14 protein-coding genes are annotated in these 15,117 nt (G+C 69.7%); 8 read left to right on the forward strand and 6 right to left on the reverse strand.

The features are described 5' to 3' along the window. Positions 1–12: 12 nt before the first annotated feature. From DLJ53_RS23555 to DLJ53_RS23565, 3 genes are all read left to right on the forward strand, one after another. Positions 13–1,194 carry a glycosyltransferase family 4 protein gene (locus DLJ53_RS23555; RefSeq protein ID WP_111349964.1) on the forward strand — a complete coding sequence of 394 codons (1,182 nt, stop codon included), beginning with the start codon at positions 13–15 and terminating at the stop codon, positions 1,192–1,194. Between the two features lie 76 nt (positions 1,195–1,270). Further along, positions 1,271–1,819, forward strand: a complete 549-nt coding sequence (gene infC, locus DLJ53_RS23560; RefSeq protein WP_111349965.1) for a translation initiation factor IF-3 — start codon at positions 1,271–1,273, stop codon at positions 1,817–1,819. A 288-nt stretch (positions 1,820–2,107) separates the two neighbouring features. Next, entirely contained in the window at positions 2,108–2,596 is a 489-nt protein-coding gene (locus DLJ53_RS23565; protein WP_111349731.1) for a hypothetical protein, read from the forward strand. A gap of 16 nt (positions 2,597–2,612) precedes the next feature. On the opposite strand, the gene DLJ53_RS23570 is transcribed toward DLJ53_RS23565, so the two are convergent. Together DLJ53_RS23570 and DLJ53_RS23575 are read right to left on the reverse strand one after the other, a co-directional pair. Next, positions 2,613–2,858 carry a DUF6460 domain-containing protein gene (locus tag DLJ53_RS23570; protein ID WP_146620072.1) on the reverse strand — a complete coding sequence of 82 codons (246 nt, stop codon included), beginning with the start codon at positions 2,856–2,858 and terminating at the stop codon, positions 2,613–2,615. Between the two features lie 126 nt (positions 2,859–2,984). Continuing rightward, the gene (locus DLJ53_RS23575) at positions 2,985–3,902 is read right to left on the reverse strand and encodes a CehA/McbA family metallohydrolase (protein WP_111349735.1); all 918 of its coding nucleotides are present in this window, start codon (positions 3,900–3,902) and stop codon (positions 2,985–2,987) included. Positions 3,903–4,089: 187 nt separating this feature from the next. Here DLJ53_RS23575 and DLJ53_RS23580 point away from each other — a divergent pair, with 187 nt between their 5' ends. The 5 genes from DLJ53_RS23580 to DLJ53_RS23600 all read left to right on the forward strand — a co-directional run bounded on the left by DLJ53_RS23580 (position 4,090) and on the right by DLJ53_RS23600 (position 9,265). Then, positions 4,090–5,223: an extracellular solute-binding protein gene (locus DLJ53_RS23580; RefSeq protein ID WP_111349737.1), complete on the forward strand. Its 1,134-nt coding sequence runs from the start codon at positions 4,090–4,092 to the stop codon at positions 5,221–5,223. Positions 5,224–5,315: 92 nt separating this feature from the next. Further along, positions 5,316–6,422, forward strand: a complete 1,107-nt coding sequence (locus DLJ53_RS23585) for an ABC transporter ATP-binding protein (RefSeq protein ID WP_111349739.1) — start codon at positions 5,316–5,318, stop codon at positions 6,420–6,422. Beyond that, on the forward strand, positions 6,422–7,723 hold the full coding sequence (locus DLJ53_RS23590) for an ABC transporter permease subunit (RefSeq protein ID WP_111349741.1): 1,302 nt from the start codon (positions 6,422–6,424) through the stop codon (positions 7,721–7,723). The genes DLJ53_RS23585 and DLJ53_RS23590 overlap by 1 nt, the downstream gene beginning before the upstream one ends. A gap of 22 nt (positions 7,724–7,745) precedes the next feature. Then, positions 7,746–8,582 carry an ABC transporter permease gene (locus DLJ53_RS23595; protein WP_111349743.1) on the forward strand — a complete coding sequence of 279 codons (837 nt, stop codon included), beginning with the start codon at positions 7,746–7,748 and terminating at the stop codon, positions 8,580–8,582. Further along, on the forward strand, positions 8,579–9,265 hold the full coding sequence (locus tag DLJ53_RS23600; protein ID WP_111349745.1) for a hypothetical protein: 687 nt from the start codon (positions 8,579–8,581) through the stop codon (positions 9,263–9,265). The genes DLJ53_RS23595 and DLJ53_RS23600 overlap by 4 nt, the downstream gene beginning before the upstream one ends. 151 nt (positions 9,266–9,416) lie before the next feature. Here the strand turns inward: DLJ53_RS23600 and DLJ53_RS23605 are convergent, their stop codons facing one another. Genes DLJ53_RS23605 through DLJ53_RS23620 form a run of 4 tightly spaced genes read right to left on the reverse strand, consistent with a single transcriptional unit; the run spans position 9,417 to position 15,101 of the window. Continuing rightward, the gene (locus DLJ53_RS23605; protein WP_111349747.1) at positions 9,417–9,977 is read right to left on the reverse strand and encodes a tetratricopeptide repeat protein; all 561 of its coding nucleotides are present in this window, start codon (positions 9,975–9,977) and stop codon (positions 9,417–9,419) included. Between the two features lie 50 nt (positions 9,978–10,027). Further along, positions 10,028–11,674, reverse strand: a complete 1,647-nt coding sequence (locus DLJ53_RS23610; protein WP_111349749.1) for a thiamine pyrophosphate-binding protein — start codon at positions 11,672–11,674, stop codon at positions 10,028–10,030. A 5-nt stretch (positions 11,675–11,679) separates the two neighbouring features. Beyond that, entirely contained in the window at positions 11,680–14,523 is a 2,844-nt protein-coding gene (locus DLJ53_RS23615) for an EAL domain-containing protein (RefSeq protein WP_111349751.1), read from the reverse strand. Beyond that, positions 14,520–15,101 carry a GNAT family N-acetyltransferase gene (locus tag DLJ53_RS23620; RefSeq protein ID WP_319005098.1) on the reverse strand — a complete coding sequence of 194 codons (582 nt, stop codon included), beginning with the start codon at positions 15,099–15,101 and terminating at the stop codon, positions 14,520–14,522. The genes DLJ53_RS23615 and DLJ53_RS23620 overlap by 4 nt, the downstream gene beginning before the upstream one ends. Positions 15,102–15,117 lie beyond the last annotated feature (16 nt).

Consider the following 15,117-nt stretch of genomic DNA (forward strand, 5'->3'; position numbering starts at 1 on the left):
GAAGGGGAGTTCATGACTGCGCGGCCGATGACGATCCTGCAAGTGATTCCCCAGCTCGAGACCGGGGGCGCCGAGCGCACGACGCTCGACATCGCCGACGCGCTGGTGAAGCGCGGGGACAGGGCGATCGTCGTCTCCGAGGGCGGGCGGATGCTGCCCGAGCTCGAGGCGATGGGGGCCGAGCACGTCACGATGCCCGTCTCCACCAAGCAGCCGTTCGCGATGCGGCGCAACGCCAAGCGCCTCGCCGAGCTGATGGAGCGCGAGGGCGTCGACGTCATCCACGCCCGCTCGCGGGCGCCGGCATGGTCCTCGCTGTGGGCGGCGAAGTGGACCCGCAGGCCGTTCGTGACCACCTACCACGGCGCCTACAAGGAGGCGTCCTACCTGAAGAACCTCTACAACTCGGTGATGGCGCGCGGCGACGCCGTCATCGCCAACTCGGCCTTCACCGCCGGGCTGATCGCCGCGCGCCACCCGTTCGCGCGGGAGCGGATCGTGACGATCCACAGGGGCATCGACCTGTCGGCGTTCGAGCGGCCGGTCGGCAACCGCGCCGAGGCGCTGCGCCGGAGCTGGGGCGTCGAGAGTGGCGAGCGGGTCCTCATCAACGTCGCGCGGCTGACGCCCTGGAAGGGACAGCTCGTGCTCATCGAGGCGCTCGGCATGGTGCGCGAACGGCTGCCGTCGGGCTGGGTGTGCGTCCTGGCGGGCGACGACCAGGGGCGGTCGGACTATCGCCGCGAGCTCGAGGAGACCATCGGCGCGCTCGAGCTCGGCCGGCGGGTGCGGATCGCCGGGCACGTGAGCGACGTGCCCGGCGCGCTGGCGGCCTCGGCGATCGCGGTCCAGCCGTCGATCGAGCCGGAGGCGTTCGGGCGCGCGGCGGTGGAGGCGCAGGCGGCGGGGCTGCCGGTGATCGTCTCGGACCTCGGCGCGGTGCGCGAGACGGTGCTGGCGCCGCCGGAGGTGAGCGAGGCCGCGCGGACCGGCTGGCGGGTGAAACCCGGCGAGGCGGAGCCCCTCGCCGACGCCCTCCTCCAGGCGCTTCAGGCCGGCGACGACACGCTGGCGGAGATCGGCGCGCGCGGCCGGGCGCACGCCTTCACCCACTTTTCACTGGCGTCGATGACGCAAAAGACTCTCGCGATCTACGATGACCTTTTGGAGAATGGGAAAACCACGCTATATTAGGGGGTGACGCTTGCCATCGGGGAACGGAACCAGGTCCTCGAGCGTCATCCGACAAACGATTTTTGGAGACACCACCATTCGTCGACCACACCGCGCCCCCGCTCCGGTACTGAAGCAAGGTCCGAGGACCAACCGTGACATCCGCGTGCCCCGCGTCCAGCTCGTGGACGATGACGGAGCAAATCGCGGCATCGTGTCCATCGACGAAGCGATCCAGCTCGCCGAGGACGCCGGGCTCGACCTCGTCGAGGTCGCACCGAACGCCGATCCTCCGGTCTGCAAGATCCTGGACTACGGCCGCTTCAAGTTCCAGTCTCAGAAGAAGGCGGCTGAGGCGCGCAAAAAGCAGAAGACCTTCGAGGTCAAAGAGATCAAGATGCGCCCGAACATCGACACGCACGACTACGACGTGAAGATGAAGGCCATCAAGAAATTCTTCGACGAAGGCGACAAGGTGAAGGTCACCCTGCGCTTCCGCGGCCGCGAAATGGCCCACCAGAACCTGGGCATGGAACTCCTGAACAAGGTCCGGATCGACACGGCGGAAATCGCCAAGGTCGAAGCCGAGCCGAAGCTCGAGGGTCGCCAGATGGTGATGGTGCTGGCTCCGACCGCCCCGCGCTAAATCGCACCTCCGCCCCGGGCCGGACCCGGGCGGGCGCCATGATCGGACGACGGCCGCATGCTCCGCGCATGCGGCCGTTTTCATTGGCATGTCCGGAAGTGTGGCCGGGCGTCGCCGGACCGCCCCACACGCTTACGGCGAAATCCACTGCGTGAGCGACGGGCAGGATCCCGCAGGTTCAGGCAGTTTCGCGCCGTCCCGCCTTTCCAGCCGGACTGAAAGTATATACTTCAGGTTGCATCTTCGGCCCGCTTGTCGTAGGTTTCCTCAACCAGAGGAGGAAACCGTATGGTCGCTGCCGTTCCGATCACGCTGCATCTCGACTCCGCCGTCATCGTGGCCCTCACCAACGACACCGGCGATCTCGGCATGAGCCTCGACGCCTACCTGACCGAGCTGATCACCCGGCACGAGCGCCCCATCCGCGGCACCGAGATCGACCACGCCGACCTCATCGCCTCGTTCATCCTCCTCGCCCTGCGCGTCCGGGACGAGGGGCGGTTCGACGAGGACTTCATCCTCACCGTCTTCCGCACGGCCGTCTCCGCCCCGCGCATGCGCGCGGCCTACGAACGCGCGATCGGCGGGGACGCCTACGCCCCGAACCTGCCGGGGAAGATCCTTCTGAACATGTCGCTCGGCTGGCACATCCGCAACGCCGTCGGTGCCAGCCCCAAGCGGGACGCCACCGGCACCGAGCTGCGCCGCCGCGTCACCGGCGAGGCGATCGACGCCTACACGTTGCTGGAACGGGCGCGCCTGCCGATCATCGCCTGACGCGCCGTTCCGGCCATCATTTCGACAGGATGCGGATCACCCGTGCGAACAGCCAGATCGGCACGACGATCACCGCACCGACGATCATGATGTTGAAGAACTGCGAGACCGATTCAAAGCCGAGGTTGGTCAGCGCGCGGAACCGCTGATCGACCCAGTTGATGATGTCGTTCGGATTGATGTCGAGCATCGTCAGGATGAGACCGACGACGAACGACATCACGACGAGGCGGATCAATACGCCGACGGGCGAACCGCCCAACACTCTCTCCGTCGCACCAAACCGTCGCTCAAGTGAGCTCATTCGACCCTCCGTTTGTCTGGATATAGGACGAAAGCAAGGCGCTACCAGAGCGTTCCCTCTCTACCCGCAGTCGCAGGCCGGCGCCTACAGGTAGACCGGGTTGGTCCAGGCGGTGCGCCCGTCGTGACCGACCGCGACGATGCGGACCCAGTCGCCGGCGAACGCGCGCAAGGGGAGCCGCGCCCGCGTGACCATGCCGCCGTGCCGGGGCGAACTCACCGTCACGCCGCGACACCCGCGGCCGACGGCGGCGATGTGGCCGACCTCCGAGGTCTCCACGACCGCCTCCCCGTCCTCGATCGACAGCGCGTGGATCACCGGGCCGGTGCTGGCGTAGTAGTGCCCCGCCTTCATCGCCGCCAGCAGCGCCTCCGGCTCGTTGGCGGGCGCCTTCACCATCATCCACGCGTGGCCGTGGTCGGCGACCTTGAAGTGCGCATCGTCGGTCGCGTAGCCCGAGAGGTGCCGGTACCCCTCGTTGATCAGCGCGTCCCAGAACGACACGCCGTCGCCGCGCCCCGTCTCCAGCGCCGAGGAGGTGTTGTAGATCTCGACGGCATGGGCATGCCCGGCCATCGCCCGCCCGTCCTCGATCGTCAGCGACGACCATTGCGGATGGGCGATCCCGACGAACGCACCGGCGGCATGGCAGCGCGCGGCCAGGGCCACGCCGGTCTCCTCCGGCGCCGTCGGGGCGAAGTCCTCCGGCAGGCCCACCGCCAGGACGTGCCAGATGTCGCCGTGCGAGTTGGCCGGCGCGTGAACCTCCGCCCCCAGCAGCGTCGTGAAGCGGTTCGTCCGCTCCCCCCGCGTGTCGGTGATCGGGAAACCGAAGCGGCTCAGGAAATGATCCGACAGGCACAGGAAGTCGTACCCCGCCTCGCGGTAGAAGGCGCAGACGTCCGACGGGTCGCGCACGCCGTCCGACCGGGTCGAGTGCGTGTGCACGTTCCCCCGAAAAAACCGTCCCTCCGACGTGAACGCGTCCAGACCGCTCGGCATCCCAGATCTCCCTCGCATCCGCCCCGGATACGGCCCCTCGATGGCACACACATGACACCGCCGCCAGCGGTCTGTCGGCCATCGCCGGTCGCAGGGGTTGAGGCAAATGTCATAAGAGCTTCATGGTACTTAAACCTATTGGACACCAAGCGGCGTTAGCTGGCCGCAAACCATCACGGAGTCCCCCATGTCCATTTCGCGTCGCGTCGTCCTGAAGTCGTCGGCGGCAGCCTCGACGCTGCTCGCAGCGCCCGCCGTCCTGCGTGGACCGGCGTTCGGCCAGTCGTCCGGCACGGTGAACGTGTTCGCCTGGGGCGACTACATCCAGCAGAACATGATCGATGCGTTCGAGGGCGAGACCGGCATCAAGGTGAACCTCTCGACCTACGGCTCCAACGACGAGGCGACGCAGAAGCTGAAGGCCTCCGGCGGCAAGGGCTTCGACGTGATCTTCCCGTCGATCACCAACGTCGCCAACTACGTCGACAACGGCGACCTGCTGCTGCAGGAGATCGACGAGAGCCGCGCGAACGTCTCGGCGATCATCCCGTCGATGTACCGCGATTCCATCCAGCTCGGCGGCGTGCAGCTCGGCAAGCGCGTGGCGATCCCGTTCGACTGGGGCACCGAGGCGATCACATTCGATTCGTCCGCCATGGACCTTGCCGACGCCGACGTCTCCTACGGTTCGCTCTGGGCGCCGGAGGCCACGGGTGCCGCCGCGTTCCGCCAGAAGTCGGTCCTCATGGGCACCGGCCTCTACCTGACGGCCAACGGCGACCTCGAGTCGAACCGCATGTACGACGCCTACAAGACCGAGGAGGACATGCGCCGCATCTTCGAGGCCGTGACCACCTTCATCATCGACCACAAGGCGAACTTCGGCGCCTTCTGGAACAACGCCACCGAGGCGACGAACGCCTTCCAGCAGGCCGGCTGCACCATCGGCCAGACGTGGGACACGACCGGCATCCTGCTGAACCGCGACGATGCGAAGTACAAGTACCGCATGCCCAAGGAAGGCGGCCTCACCTGGATGGACTCCATGGGCATTCCCGCCGGCGCCGAGAACGTCGACCAGGCGTACGCCTTCATCAACGCGCTGCTGACGCCGAAGATGGGCGGGATGTTCGCGTCCAACACCGGCTACAACTCGTGCGTCGACGGCGCCGCACTCTATGCCGGCGAGGAGTACGCCAAGCAGTTCAACGAGATCTACAACACGGAGAACCTCGCGAACCTGTGGTGGTGGCAGTCGGACACGCCGTTCTTCGCGGCGGGCGTGCAGGAGTACGTCGACCGCATCACCAACGCGGCGTAACGCCCCGCACCGGCGGCCCGTCGCGGGACGGGCCGCCGCGTCGCCGGGCCGCCCCCCGGCTTCCCCCCACCGGCAGCGAAGGATCCCACACCATGCGCGGACAGAGCGTCGAGCTGACCGGTGTCTCCATGCGCTTCGGCGACTTCACCGCCGTCGCCGAGACGGACGTCACCATCCGCGCCGGGGAGTTCTTCTCGATCCTCGGCCCGTCGGGCTGCGGCAAGACCACGCTCCTGCGGATCGTCTCCGGCTTCCTGACCCCCTCCGGCGGGCGCGTCGCCATCGGCGGCGAGACGGTCAACCACCTCTCGGCCAACCGCCGCCCCACCGCGATGATCTTCCAGAACCTCGCCCTCTTCCCGTTGATGAAGGTGTGGGAGAACGTCGCCTTCGGGCTGGAGGCGCGCGGAGTGCCCAAAGCCGTGCGGCGCAAGCGCGCCGACGAGCTGCTCGAGCTCGTCGCCCTCACCGGCCATGCGGACAAGCGCCCGACGGAGCTGTCGGGCGGGCAGCGACAGCGCGTCGCCATCGCCCGCGCCCTCGCGGTGGAGCCGGCGGTGCTCTGCCTCGATGAGCCTCTCTCCGCACTGGACCTCAAGCTGCGCCAGCACATGCGCACCGAGCTGAAGGCGATCCAGCGGGCGACCGGCGTCACCTTCATCTACATCACCCACGACCAGGGCGAGGCGCTGGCGATGTCGGACCGCATCGCCGTGATGCACGCCGGCCGCATCGAGCAGGTCGGCCCCGCCGACGAGGTCTACGACCGGCCCGAGACCCCCTTCGTCGCGACCTTCGTGGGCGAGCAGAACGTCCTTTCCGGCCGGATCACCCGCGTCGCCGACGGCATGGCCGCCGTCGCGACCCCGCTCGGCGAGTTCCTCGGCCGCAACACGCTGGGGCTGAACGAGGGCGACGCCGCCATGCTGATGGTGCGGCCCGAGCGCATGGTGCTGGACGGCGAGGCGCGGAACTCATTCGGCGCGACGCTGGAACGGCGGGACCTCGAGGGTCCGTTCGTGCAGCTCGTCCTCTCCGCGGGCGACCAGCTCGTCTCCGTGCAGATGCCCAACGTCGGCAGGGCGCCGATGGCGGGCGCGATGCGGATCGGCTTCGCGCCGGAGGACGCGATCGTCATGCCGCCGGACGCCGAGGCGATCGCCACCGCCGAGGCGGCCCGCACCGGCGAGGCGGCCTGATGGGCGCCTACCTGCGCGCCTTCGGCTGGCCGCTCGGCACGCTGTTCCTGGTGGTCACCGTCGCCTGGATCGCCGGGATGATCGTCGTGCCGCAGCTCACCATGCTCGAGCGCGCCTTCGTCTACATCGACAACAGCGACGACCTCACGGTCGCCAACACCCGCCTCAACCGCCTGACCCGCGACATCGCCACCGTCGCGCTCGACATCCGCGTGCTGGAACGCCAGCGCGACGCGGGCGGAAGCGCCGGGGCAGCGCCCTCCCCGACTGTCGGCGTCCCCACGGTCGGCGTCCCCTCGGTGAGCGGCCCGTCGACGCCGCGCCCATCGGTCCCGTCCGTAGCGGTCCCCAACGCCAGCGGCCCGTCCGCCGGACCCGCGACACCCGCCGTCCCGTCGGTGACGATCCCGTCGGCGGCGCTGCCCTCGCCCGGAGGCGCTCCGGCGGCGGACACGGGCCAGGACGTCGAGGCGAGGATCGCCGCGCTCGGGGAGCGGAAGGCCGCGCTCGAGGCCCGGCTGGCCGAGCTCGAGACCGAGCGCGACCGCCTCGCCGAGGAGAAGGCCGCCGCGCCGCACTACTCGGTCCGCAACTTCACCACGATGAGCGAGGTGCACCTCAGGATCTTCCTCTCGACCCTCTTCTACGCGACGCTCGTCACGGTGATCGCGTTCGTGGTCTGCTATCCGGTCGCGTTCGCGGTGGCGATGTCGAGGAGCGGCGGGAAGACGGCGCTGCTCCTCCTCGGCCTCGTCATCCCCTACACCATCAACGAGCTGCTGCGGATCTTCGCCTGGGTCATGATCCTGGAGCGCGAGGGGGTACTGAACTCCCTCCTCACCGCCCTCGGCGTGTTCCCGGACGGGGGCGGGCCGCGCTGGGTCGCCTCCAACTGGGCGGTCTTCACCGTGATGATCTACGCGTACGTGCTCTTCATGGTCTTTCCGCTCTACAACACGCTCGACACGCTCGACCGGAACCAGATCGACGCGGCGCGCGACCTCGGCGCCTCGACCTTCAAGCTGCACACCCGCATCGTCATCCCCCACGCCAAGCCGGGGATCGCGGTCGGCGCCATCATGGTGTTCATGCTGTCGGCGGGCACCATCGCCGCGCCCGAGATCGTCGGCCGCGGCCTCCACCCCGACTGGTTCAGCCAGGTGATCTACCGCCGCTTCTTCGAGAGCGCGAACTGGAACCAGGGCTCGGCCTACTCGCTGATGCTCCTCCTCGCCTGCGTCATCTTCGTGATGCTCGTCATGCGCCTCTTCCGCGTCTCCATCCGGGACATCGCCAAATGAGCCGCCGAGAGGGAGGGCGCAGATGACCGCCGTCGACGGTCCCGCCATAGTGGCCGCCCGGGGCCAGCGCCGCCGGCGCGACTGGTCCGACGCCGTGCTCGGGGCCTACCTCCTCGTCTTCTTCGCGTTCATGTTCGCGCCGCTCCTCATCATGGTCGGCGCGGCCTTCAACGACTACCCGACGCCCTCGATCACCGAGTGGCGCGGGTTCACGCTCAGGTGGTTCATCGAACTGCCGCAAGACGCGCGTATGATGCAGGGTCTCTGGAACTCGCTCATGGTGGCCGCGGGTGTCCTTGCCATCGCCATTCCGCTGGGCCTTTCGGGCGCCCTTGTCCTGTCCCGCCTCTCCTCGAGGGCGACGGGCGTGCTCTACGCCATCCTCGTCTCGCCGATGCTCACCCCCGGCATCATCCTCGGCATCACCACGATGATCTTCTGGCGCGATCTCTTCGGCGTCCAGGCGGGGCTGTTCACGGCGATGGTCGCGCAGGCGTCCTTCATCTCCTCCTACGTGCTGCTGATGTTCATGGCGCGCCTCTCCCGCCAGGACCGCACGCTGGAGGAGGCGGCGGCCGACCTCGGCGCCTCGCCCTTCTTCACCTTCCGGCGCATCACCCTGCCGTTCCTGATGCCCACCATCGGGACCGCGGCGCTCATCGCCCTGCTGCAGTCGATCGAGAACTACAACACCACATTCTTCGCCATCGGACCGGACTGGACGCTCGTCACCGAGATCGGCTCACGCATGCGCTTCGGCCTGTCGCCGATCATCAACGCCGTCGGGGTCATCTTCATCACCATCACCGTCATCGCCGCCGCCACCTGGGCGCTGCTGCGGACGCGGACGGCCCGTTGAAGATCCGCCTGCGCTGCCTTCCGGGCTACGCCGGGCACGTTCCCGAGCCGGTCCTCGCCCGCCGGTCCCTCCCCGAATGGCTGCGCACCATGCCGCCGAGCGCCGAGAGCACGGTGCTCGGCGCCCAGGTCCGCACGGTCAAGCAGTGCCTGCCCTTCGTGGAGGCGATGCAGACGGGGCTCATCTTCCGCCTCGCCGCCGACCTCACGCTGAAGGACGGAACCTTCTCCTGGAACAGCGGGCTGCCGGTCCACCCGGTGGCCCGCCTCTCCCGCGCGCCGATCGGCGTCCACGTGCCCGAGCAGGCGACCGGCGCGCCGTTCGCCGACCCGCACCACTTCATCGTCAAGTTCACCAACCACTGGACGGTGTCGCTGCCGGAGGGATTCGGGCTGCTGGTCGGGCACCCCTACAACCGGGAGGACCTGCCGTTCCGCACCCTCTGGGGCGTCGTCGAGCGGTTCGACGACGGGTTCGTCCACTTCCCCGCCCTCTGGACCGACCACGCCGTGAACGTCACGGTCCCCCGGGGAACCCCGGTGGCGCAGGCCGTCCCGATCCCCCTCGAGCCGCTGGACCTCGACATCGCCGAGATGGACGACGGCGAGCTTGCCCGGCACATCGACCTTGAAGACAGGATCCAGTCCGAGCCGGGCCACTACCGGCGGACCCGCCGAGGGTAACCACCGCCGGCACGCGACCGCCGCAACGCCCGGCAAGGGGCGATGGTCCGGCGCAACGGCGGGGACGCCGGAGGATTTGGGTGACGCGTCGGGAGGGGCCGCCTGCGGACGGGACCTGCGGCTCCCCGTCCCGGGCCGCCTGCGATCCGGCCTACGGCACGCCCTGCCCGGGCCGCCAGCGGCGGACATCGAGCGGGATGCGGCCCGTGGCGCCCTGCGTCGCGATCTTCAGCGCCGTCGCGGCGGGGAGTGCCGCCATGTGGCGGTCGGCCGCGTCGAGGTCGCCGAGGTCGCGCCATGCCGCCGCGCGGGTCTGCTCCGCCTCGGCGCCGCCGACGTCGCCGAGGACCGCGAGCGCCTCGCTCGGTTCGCCCGCCGCGACCTGGAGCGCGGCGAGGTTGGTCCGCGCGTCGGCGTCGCCGGGGTGCCTCGCGAGGACGCGGCGGAAGGCGTCCGTGGCGCCCGGGCGGTCGCCGGCGTCCATCAGCGCGGCCCCCAGCTCGAAGAGGGCGTTGCCGTGGGCGGGGTCCTGGGCGAGCGCGGTGCGCGCGGCCTCGGCCGCCTCGACGGCACGGCCGGCCCGGCGCAGCGCGACCGCCTTGTTGTAGGAGAGCGAGGCGGACGGGGCGAGCGCGATCAGCCCGTCCAGCGCGGCGACGGCCGCCGCCCAGTCGGACCGCGCGACGGCGGTCTGGAACGCCGCCGCCAGCACCTCCGGCCGCGCCCGGGAGCCCCCGGGCCGCGGCCCTCGCGGAGGCACGTCTACGCCGTGGCGAAGGACGACAGGCGCAGGCCGGTGGAGAGCGCCTCGGGGTCCATGTGCAGGTGGATGATCGACGGCAGGCCCGACGCCACCGCCGCGTCGAACGCGTCGGCGAACTCGGACGTCTCGCGCACCGTCGCGCCGAAGCCGCCGTAGCTCTCGGCGAGCTTGGCGAAGTTCGGGTTGACCAGCTTCGTGCCGGAGGGGCGCCCCGGGTACTCGCGCTCCTGGTGCATGCGGATCGTGCCGTACATGCCGTTGTCCGCCACGATGGTGATCAGCCCCGCGCCGTACTGCGCCGCCGTGCCGAACTCCTGGCAGGTCATCTGGAAGCAGCCGTCGCCGGCGAAGCAGACCACCGTCTCCTTCGGATGGCGCAGCTTCGCCGCCACCGCCGCGGGAAGGCCGTAGCCCATCGAGCCGGACGTCGGGGCGAGCTGCGAGCGCCAGCCGCGGAAGCGGTAGTAGCGGTGCACCCAGCCGGAGTAGTTGCCGGCGCCGTTGGTGATGATCGCGTTGTCGCCGAGCGTGCGCGAGAGGTGCGAGACCACCTCCTCCATCTTCACCGCGCCGGGCGTCTCCTTCGGGGTGGACCAGGCCTCGTAGGCCTCGCGCGCGTCCTTGCGCCACTTCGCCCACCGTGCGGTGCCGCCCTTCGGCCATGCGGCGGCGAGCGCCTTGAAGAACGGCGTCGGCGTCGAGACGATGCCGAGGTCGGGACGGTAGACGCGGCCGATCTCGTCGCCCGTCGGGTAGACGTGGATCAGCGTCTGGCTGGGCTCCGGCACCTCGAAGAGGGTGTAGCCCTGGGTCGTCATCTCGCCGAGGCGCGCGCCCACGACGAGCACGACGTCGGCGTCCAGCACCACCTTCTTGAGGCCCGGCGCTATGGCGACGCCCATGTCGCCGACGCACTGCGGCGTGCGCGAGTCGATGTAGTCCTGGCAGCGCAGCGAGGTCGCGACGGGGATGTCCGACGCCTCGGCGAACGCCTTCAGCGCCGCGCACGTCTCCGACGACCAGCCCGGGCCGCCGACGATGACGAGCGGACGCTCCGCCTTGCTCAGCATCGCGATCGTGCGCTCGACCATCGCCGGGCTCGCCTCGGCCATCGCCGGGTTGGAGGCCGGCGCGGACGGGCTGCTCGACGTGGAGGAGAGCATCGTCTCCGGCAGCGCCAGCACGACCGGGCCGGGGCGGCCGGACATCGCCGTGTGGAAGGCGTGGCTGACGTATTCGGGGATGCGGTCGACCGAGTCGATCTGCGCCGCCCACTTCGCGAGCGGGCCGAACATCTGCCGGTAGTCGACCTCCTGGAAGGCCTCACGGTCGACCATGTCGGCGCCGACCTGGCCGATGAAGAGGACCATCGGCGTCGAATCCTGCATCGCCACGTGGACGCCGGAGGAGCCGTTGGTCGCGCCGGGGCCGCGCGTCACGAAGGCGATCCCGGGCCGGCCGGTCAGCTTGCCGTCGGCCTCGGCCATCATCGTCGCGCCGCCTTCCTGGCGGCAGCCGATCACGTCGACTCCCGACTCGTGCAGGCCGTCGAGCGCGGCGAGGAAGCTCTCGCCCGGCACCTGGAAGACGCGGTCGACGCCTTCGATCTTGAGCTGTTCGACCAGAAGCTGACCGCCGTGACGCATGTTTCCTATTCCGCCGCTTGTTGTGTTTGTAGTTTCTTGGATTTGCCGAGGGACGTCACCGCCCGGCCGAACGCCGGACCCACGCCGAAGTTGGCCCCCAAGGCCTTCAGCTTAGCCGCCTGGGCGTCCGTCTCCACCCCCGCGACCATGACCTTGGCGCCGAGCGCGCCGGCGACTCCGAACATCGCCTCGGCCAGCTTGTCCGTGCGCGGACGCTCGCCGACATGGGCCGTCAGGCCCTCGTCGAAGCGCACGCCGTCGATGGAGAGGCGCGACAGGACCGTCGGCGCGCTCGTGCGGCGGGCGAAGTCCACCAGCCAGACCGAGGCGCCCACGTCGCGCAGCCGCGTGACGAGCTGGACGCAGAACTCCGGGTTGTCGGTGACGATGCGCTCCGGCACGCCGATCTGCAGCGTCCCCGGCTCGAGGCGCGCGCGGGCGATGATGGTCTTGATGTCGCCCACCAGCTCGGAGCGGAAGGCCTCGGCGATCGGCAGCGTCACCATCAGGGTGAGCGGGTTGCCGGACGAGCGCCACTCGCCGAGCGTCTGCGCGCAGCGGTCGAGCGTCGCGAGCGCCATCTGCAGCGCCATGTTCTCGTGCGAGGCGACCTCGAGCAGCTCGCTCCAGGAGAGCGGGCCCTGCAGCGGGTGCTGCCAGGTCGGAACCGCCTCGTAGCCGGTGACCTTGCCGCTCTCGAAGTCCTGCACCGGGCGGAACTGCAGCTTGACCCTGTCCTCGGCGATGGCGCGCTTGAGATCGCGCGCGAGCGAGCGGCCGGACATGTTGAGGCGCCGCATCAGCGGGTCGAACACCTCGGCGCGGTCGCCGCCCTGCCGCTTGGCGCGGCGGAGCGCGAGCTCGGCATTGTCGAGGATCTCGGCTGCGTTCTCGGCCTTGAGGTCGATGCCGGCGATGCCGAGCGAGCAGATGACGACGATCTCCTCGTCCGCGAACGGGATCGGCGCGCCCATCGCCTGCCGCACCCGCTCGGAGAGCTCCTCCAGCTTGTTGGGGTCGGAGTAGACGAGGAGGCCGAACGAATCGCCCGAGAGCCGCGCCACGCTGTCGTGCCGGCGCAGGATGCGGCCGAGCCGGCGGGCCATGGTGAGGAGCACCGAATCGCCGACCGACTGGCCGTACTGGTCGTTGATCTCGGCGAAGTTGTCCGGGTTGACGACGCACACGAAGAGGCGCTGCGCGGTCTGCTCGTTGGACCAGGCCCGCGCCATCTCGATGCGGTCGAGGAACAGCGCCTGGTTCGGCAGGCCGGTCAGGTTGTCGTAGACGCTGTCGTGCAGCAGTCGCTCCTCGACGGTCTTCGCCTCGGTCTGGTCGGTGAGCGTGCCGACGCAGCGGATGATCTCGCCGTCGGTGCCGATCACCGGCCGCGCGCGCAGGCGGAACCAGCGGAAGTGCCCGTCCTGGCCGCGGAAGCGGAAGAGGTCGTTGATGCGTCCGCGGCGGCGTTCGGTCGTCGCTTCGAGGACGGCGCGGAAGCGGTCGCGGTCCTGAGGGTGGAGCGCCGGGAACCAGTCCTGCGGCGGCCCCTGGAGGGCGCCGCGGTCGAGGCCGAGCAGCCGCTCCGCCTCGGCGCCGCAGGTGATGTGGTCACGCTGCAGGTCCCAGTCCCAGACGATGTCGCCGGCGCCGGCGAGGGCCAGCACGTCGCGCTCGACGTTCTTGGCGAGCGCGGGGGCGATGGTGGTCCCGGCGAAGGCGTGCTGCATCACCGTGAAGCCGATGAGGAGCACCAGCAGGACGAGGCCGCCGTTGAGCGCCGGCTGCACGAAGTCGTTGCTGATGTCGCCGACCACGGTGAGACCGGCGGCGACGATCCACCCGATCAGCAGCACCCACGTCGGCAGGATCATCACCGCGCGCTCGTTGCCGCGGATCGCGGCGACGATGATCGAGAACAGGCCGAGCAGGGCGACGACCGGCAGCGCCTGACGCGAGATCTGCGCGACGAGCTCCGGCGTCTGGAAGGAGAGCCAGCCGGCGACGGCCGTCAGCGGCAGGAACGCCAGGAGGAGGCTCGTCTGCCGGAGCCGCCATCGGGCGATCTGCAGGTAGGAGAGCACGAAGGCCGCGAGGGATATGACGAGCATCGCCTCGCTGAAGGCCCGCAACGCCGTCTCCGAGGCGAGACGGGTCGCGACGATGTCGGCGAGGAAGGCGAAGTCGATCAGGACATAGCCGAAGCCCACCCAGGCGAGGACCGCCGAGGCGGCGAACATCATCGTGCCCTTGATGACGAACATCGCCAGGAAGAACAGCGCCATCAGGCCGGCGATGCCGACGATGATGCCCTTGAACAGCGTGTAGGCGTTCTGGCTGTCGCGGTAGGCGTTGGGCTCCCACAGGCGCAGCATGGGGAGGTTGTCGTCGCCGAGCTCCAGCACGAACGTCACCGTCGCGCCGGGGTCGAGGGTGATGAGGAAGACGTCCGCCTCGGTCGACGGGACGCGCTGCGGCGGGAAGCCCTCCGACGGCGTGATGCCGACGATGCGCACCGAGCCGAGGTCCGGATGGACGACGCCCGAGCCCGCGAGGCGATGGTGCTGCGCGACCAGAAGGCGGTCGAGCTGCTCGTCTCCGGGGTTCTGCAGGCCGATGACCGCCCAGTGGCGCGTGCCCTCGTGGGTCGGCGTCACCTCGATGCGCTGCACCACGCCGTTGATGTCGGGCGCGGTGGAGACCTGCAGGCGGTCGGGCTCGTCGAGGTAGATCTCGGCGAACGGACGCAGGTCCGTGACCGGCGCGTTGTTGCTGACGGGGACGGCCTCGACGGCATGGGCATTGACGCTCACGAGGGTCATCAATGCGGCGAGAAGCCAGCGCATCATCGCTCGGTGTCTCGTGTGGGGTCGATGGTGTCCCCGTTGACGAGGCCGAAGAGAACGTGGTCGCGCCACGCCCCGTTGATGCACAGGAACCTCCGCGCGTAGCCCTCTTCCGTGAAGCCGACGCGCTTCAGGAGGCGGATGGAGCGCTCGTTGTGGGGCAAGGTGGCCGCCTCGATCCGGTTGAGGCCCAGAGTGTCGAAGCAAAAGGGGATGATGGCACGAACGGCGTCGCCCATGATGCCCTGCCCCGCGAAGCGCTCGCCCATCCAGTAGCCGAGCGAGCAGGACTGCGTGACGCCGCGCTTGACGTGCGCGAGCGTCATCCCGCCGGCGAGGCAGCTCGTCGCCTCGTCGAACACGAAGAGCGCGTAGCCCTCATCGGCACGGATCTCGCGGTGATAGCGGCGCAGGCGCCGGCGGTAGGCCATGCGCGTGAGGTCGTCGCGCGGCCACGTCGGCTCCCAGGGCTTCAGGAAATGCCGGCTGTCCGCGCGCAGCTTGCTCCACTCGGCGTAGTCGTGCGCAACGGGCATCTTCAGCCGCGTACGGATGCCCCTGATGACCGTGCTCTCGTTCAACGCGGCCGTGCCGCGA

This window comes from Acuticoccus sediminis (assembly GCF_003258595.1).
Lineage (GTDB): Bacteria > Pseudomonadota > Alphaproteobacteria > Rhizobiales > Amorphaceae > Acuticoccus > Acuticoccus sediminis.

What these genes read in the sequence shown, in the direction of transcription:
- DLJ53_RS23555 (WP_111349964.1), top strand. Translation starts at nt 13, where the DNA reads ATGACTGCGCGGCCGATGACGATCCTGCAAGTGATTCCCCAGCTCGAG.
- DLJ53_RS23565 (WP_111349731.1), top strand. Translation starts at nt 2,108, where the DNA reads ATGGTCGCTGCCGTTCCGATCACGCTGCATCTCGACTCCGCCGTCATC.
- DLJ53_RS23575 (WP_111349735.1), bottom strand. Translation starts at nt 3,902, where the DNA reads ATGCCGAGCGGTCTGGACGCGTTCACGTCGGAGGGACGGTTTTTTCGG.
- DLJ53_RS23580 (WP_111349737.1), top strand. Translation starts at nt 4,090, where the DNA reads ATGTCCATTTCGCGTCGCGTCGTCCTGAAGTCGTCGGCGGCAGCCTCG.
- DLJ53_RS23585 (WP_111349739.1), top strand. Translation starts at nt 5,316, where the DNA reads ATGCGCGGACAGAGCGTCGAGCTGACCGGTGTCTCCATGCGCTTCGGC.
- DLJ53_RS23590 (WP_111349741.1), top strand. Translation starts at nt 6,422, where the DNA reads ATGGGCGCCTACCTGCGCGCCTTCGGCTGGCCGCTCGGCACGCTGTTC.
- DLJ53_RS23595 (WP_111349743.1), top strand. Translation starts at nt 7,746, where the DNA reads ATGACCGCCGTCGACGGTCCCGCCATAGTGGCCGCCCGGGGCCAGCGC.
- DLJ53_RS23610 (WP_111349749.1), bottom strand. Translation starts at nt 11,674, where the DNA reads ATGCGTCACGGCGGTCAGCTTCTGGTCGAACAGCTCAAGATCGAAGGC.
- DLJ53_RS23615 (WP_111349751.1), bottom strand. Translation starts at nt 14,523, where the DNA reads ATGATGCGCTGGCTTCTCGCCGCATTGATGACCCTCGTGAGCGTCAAT.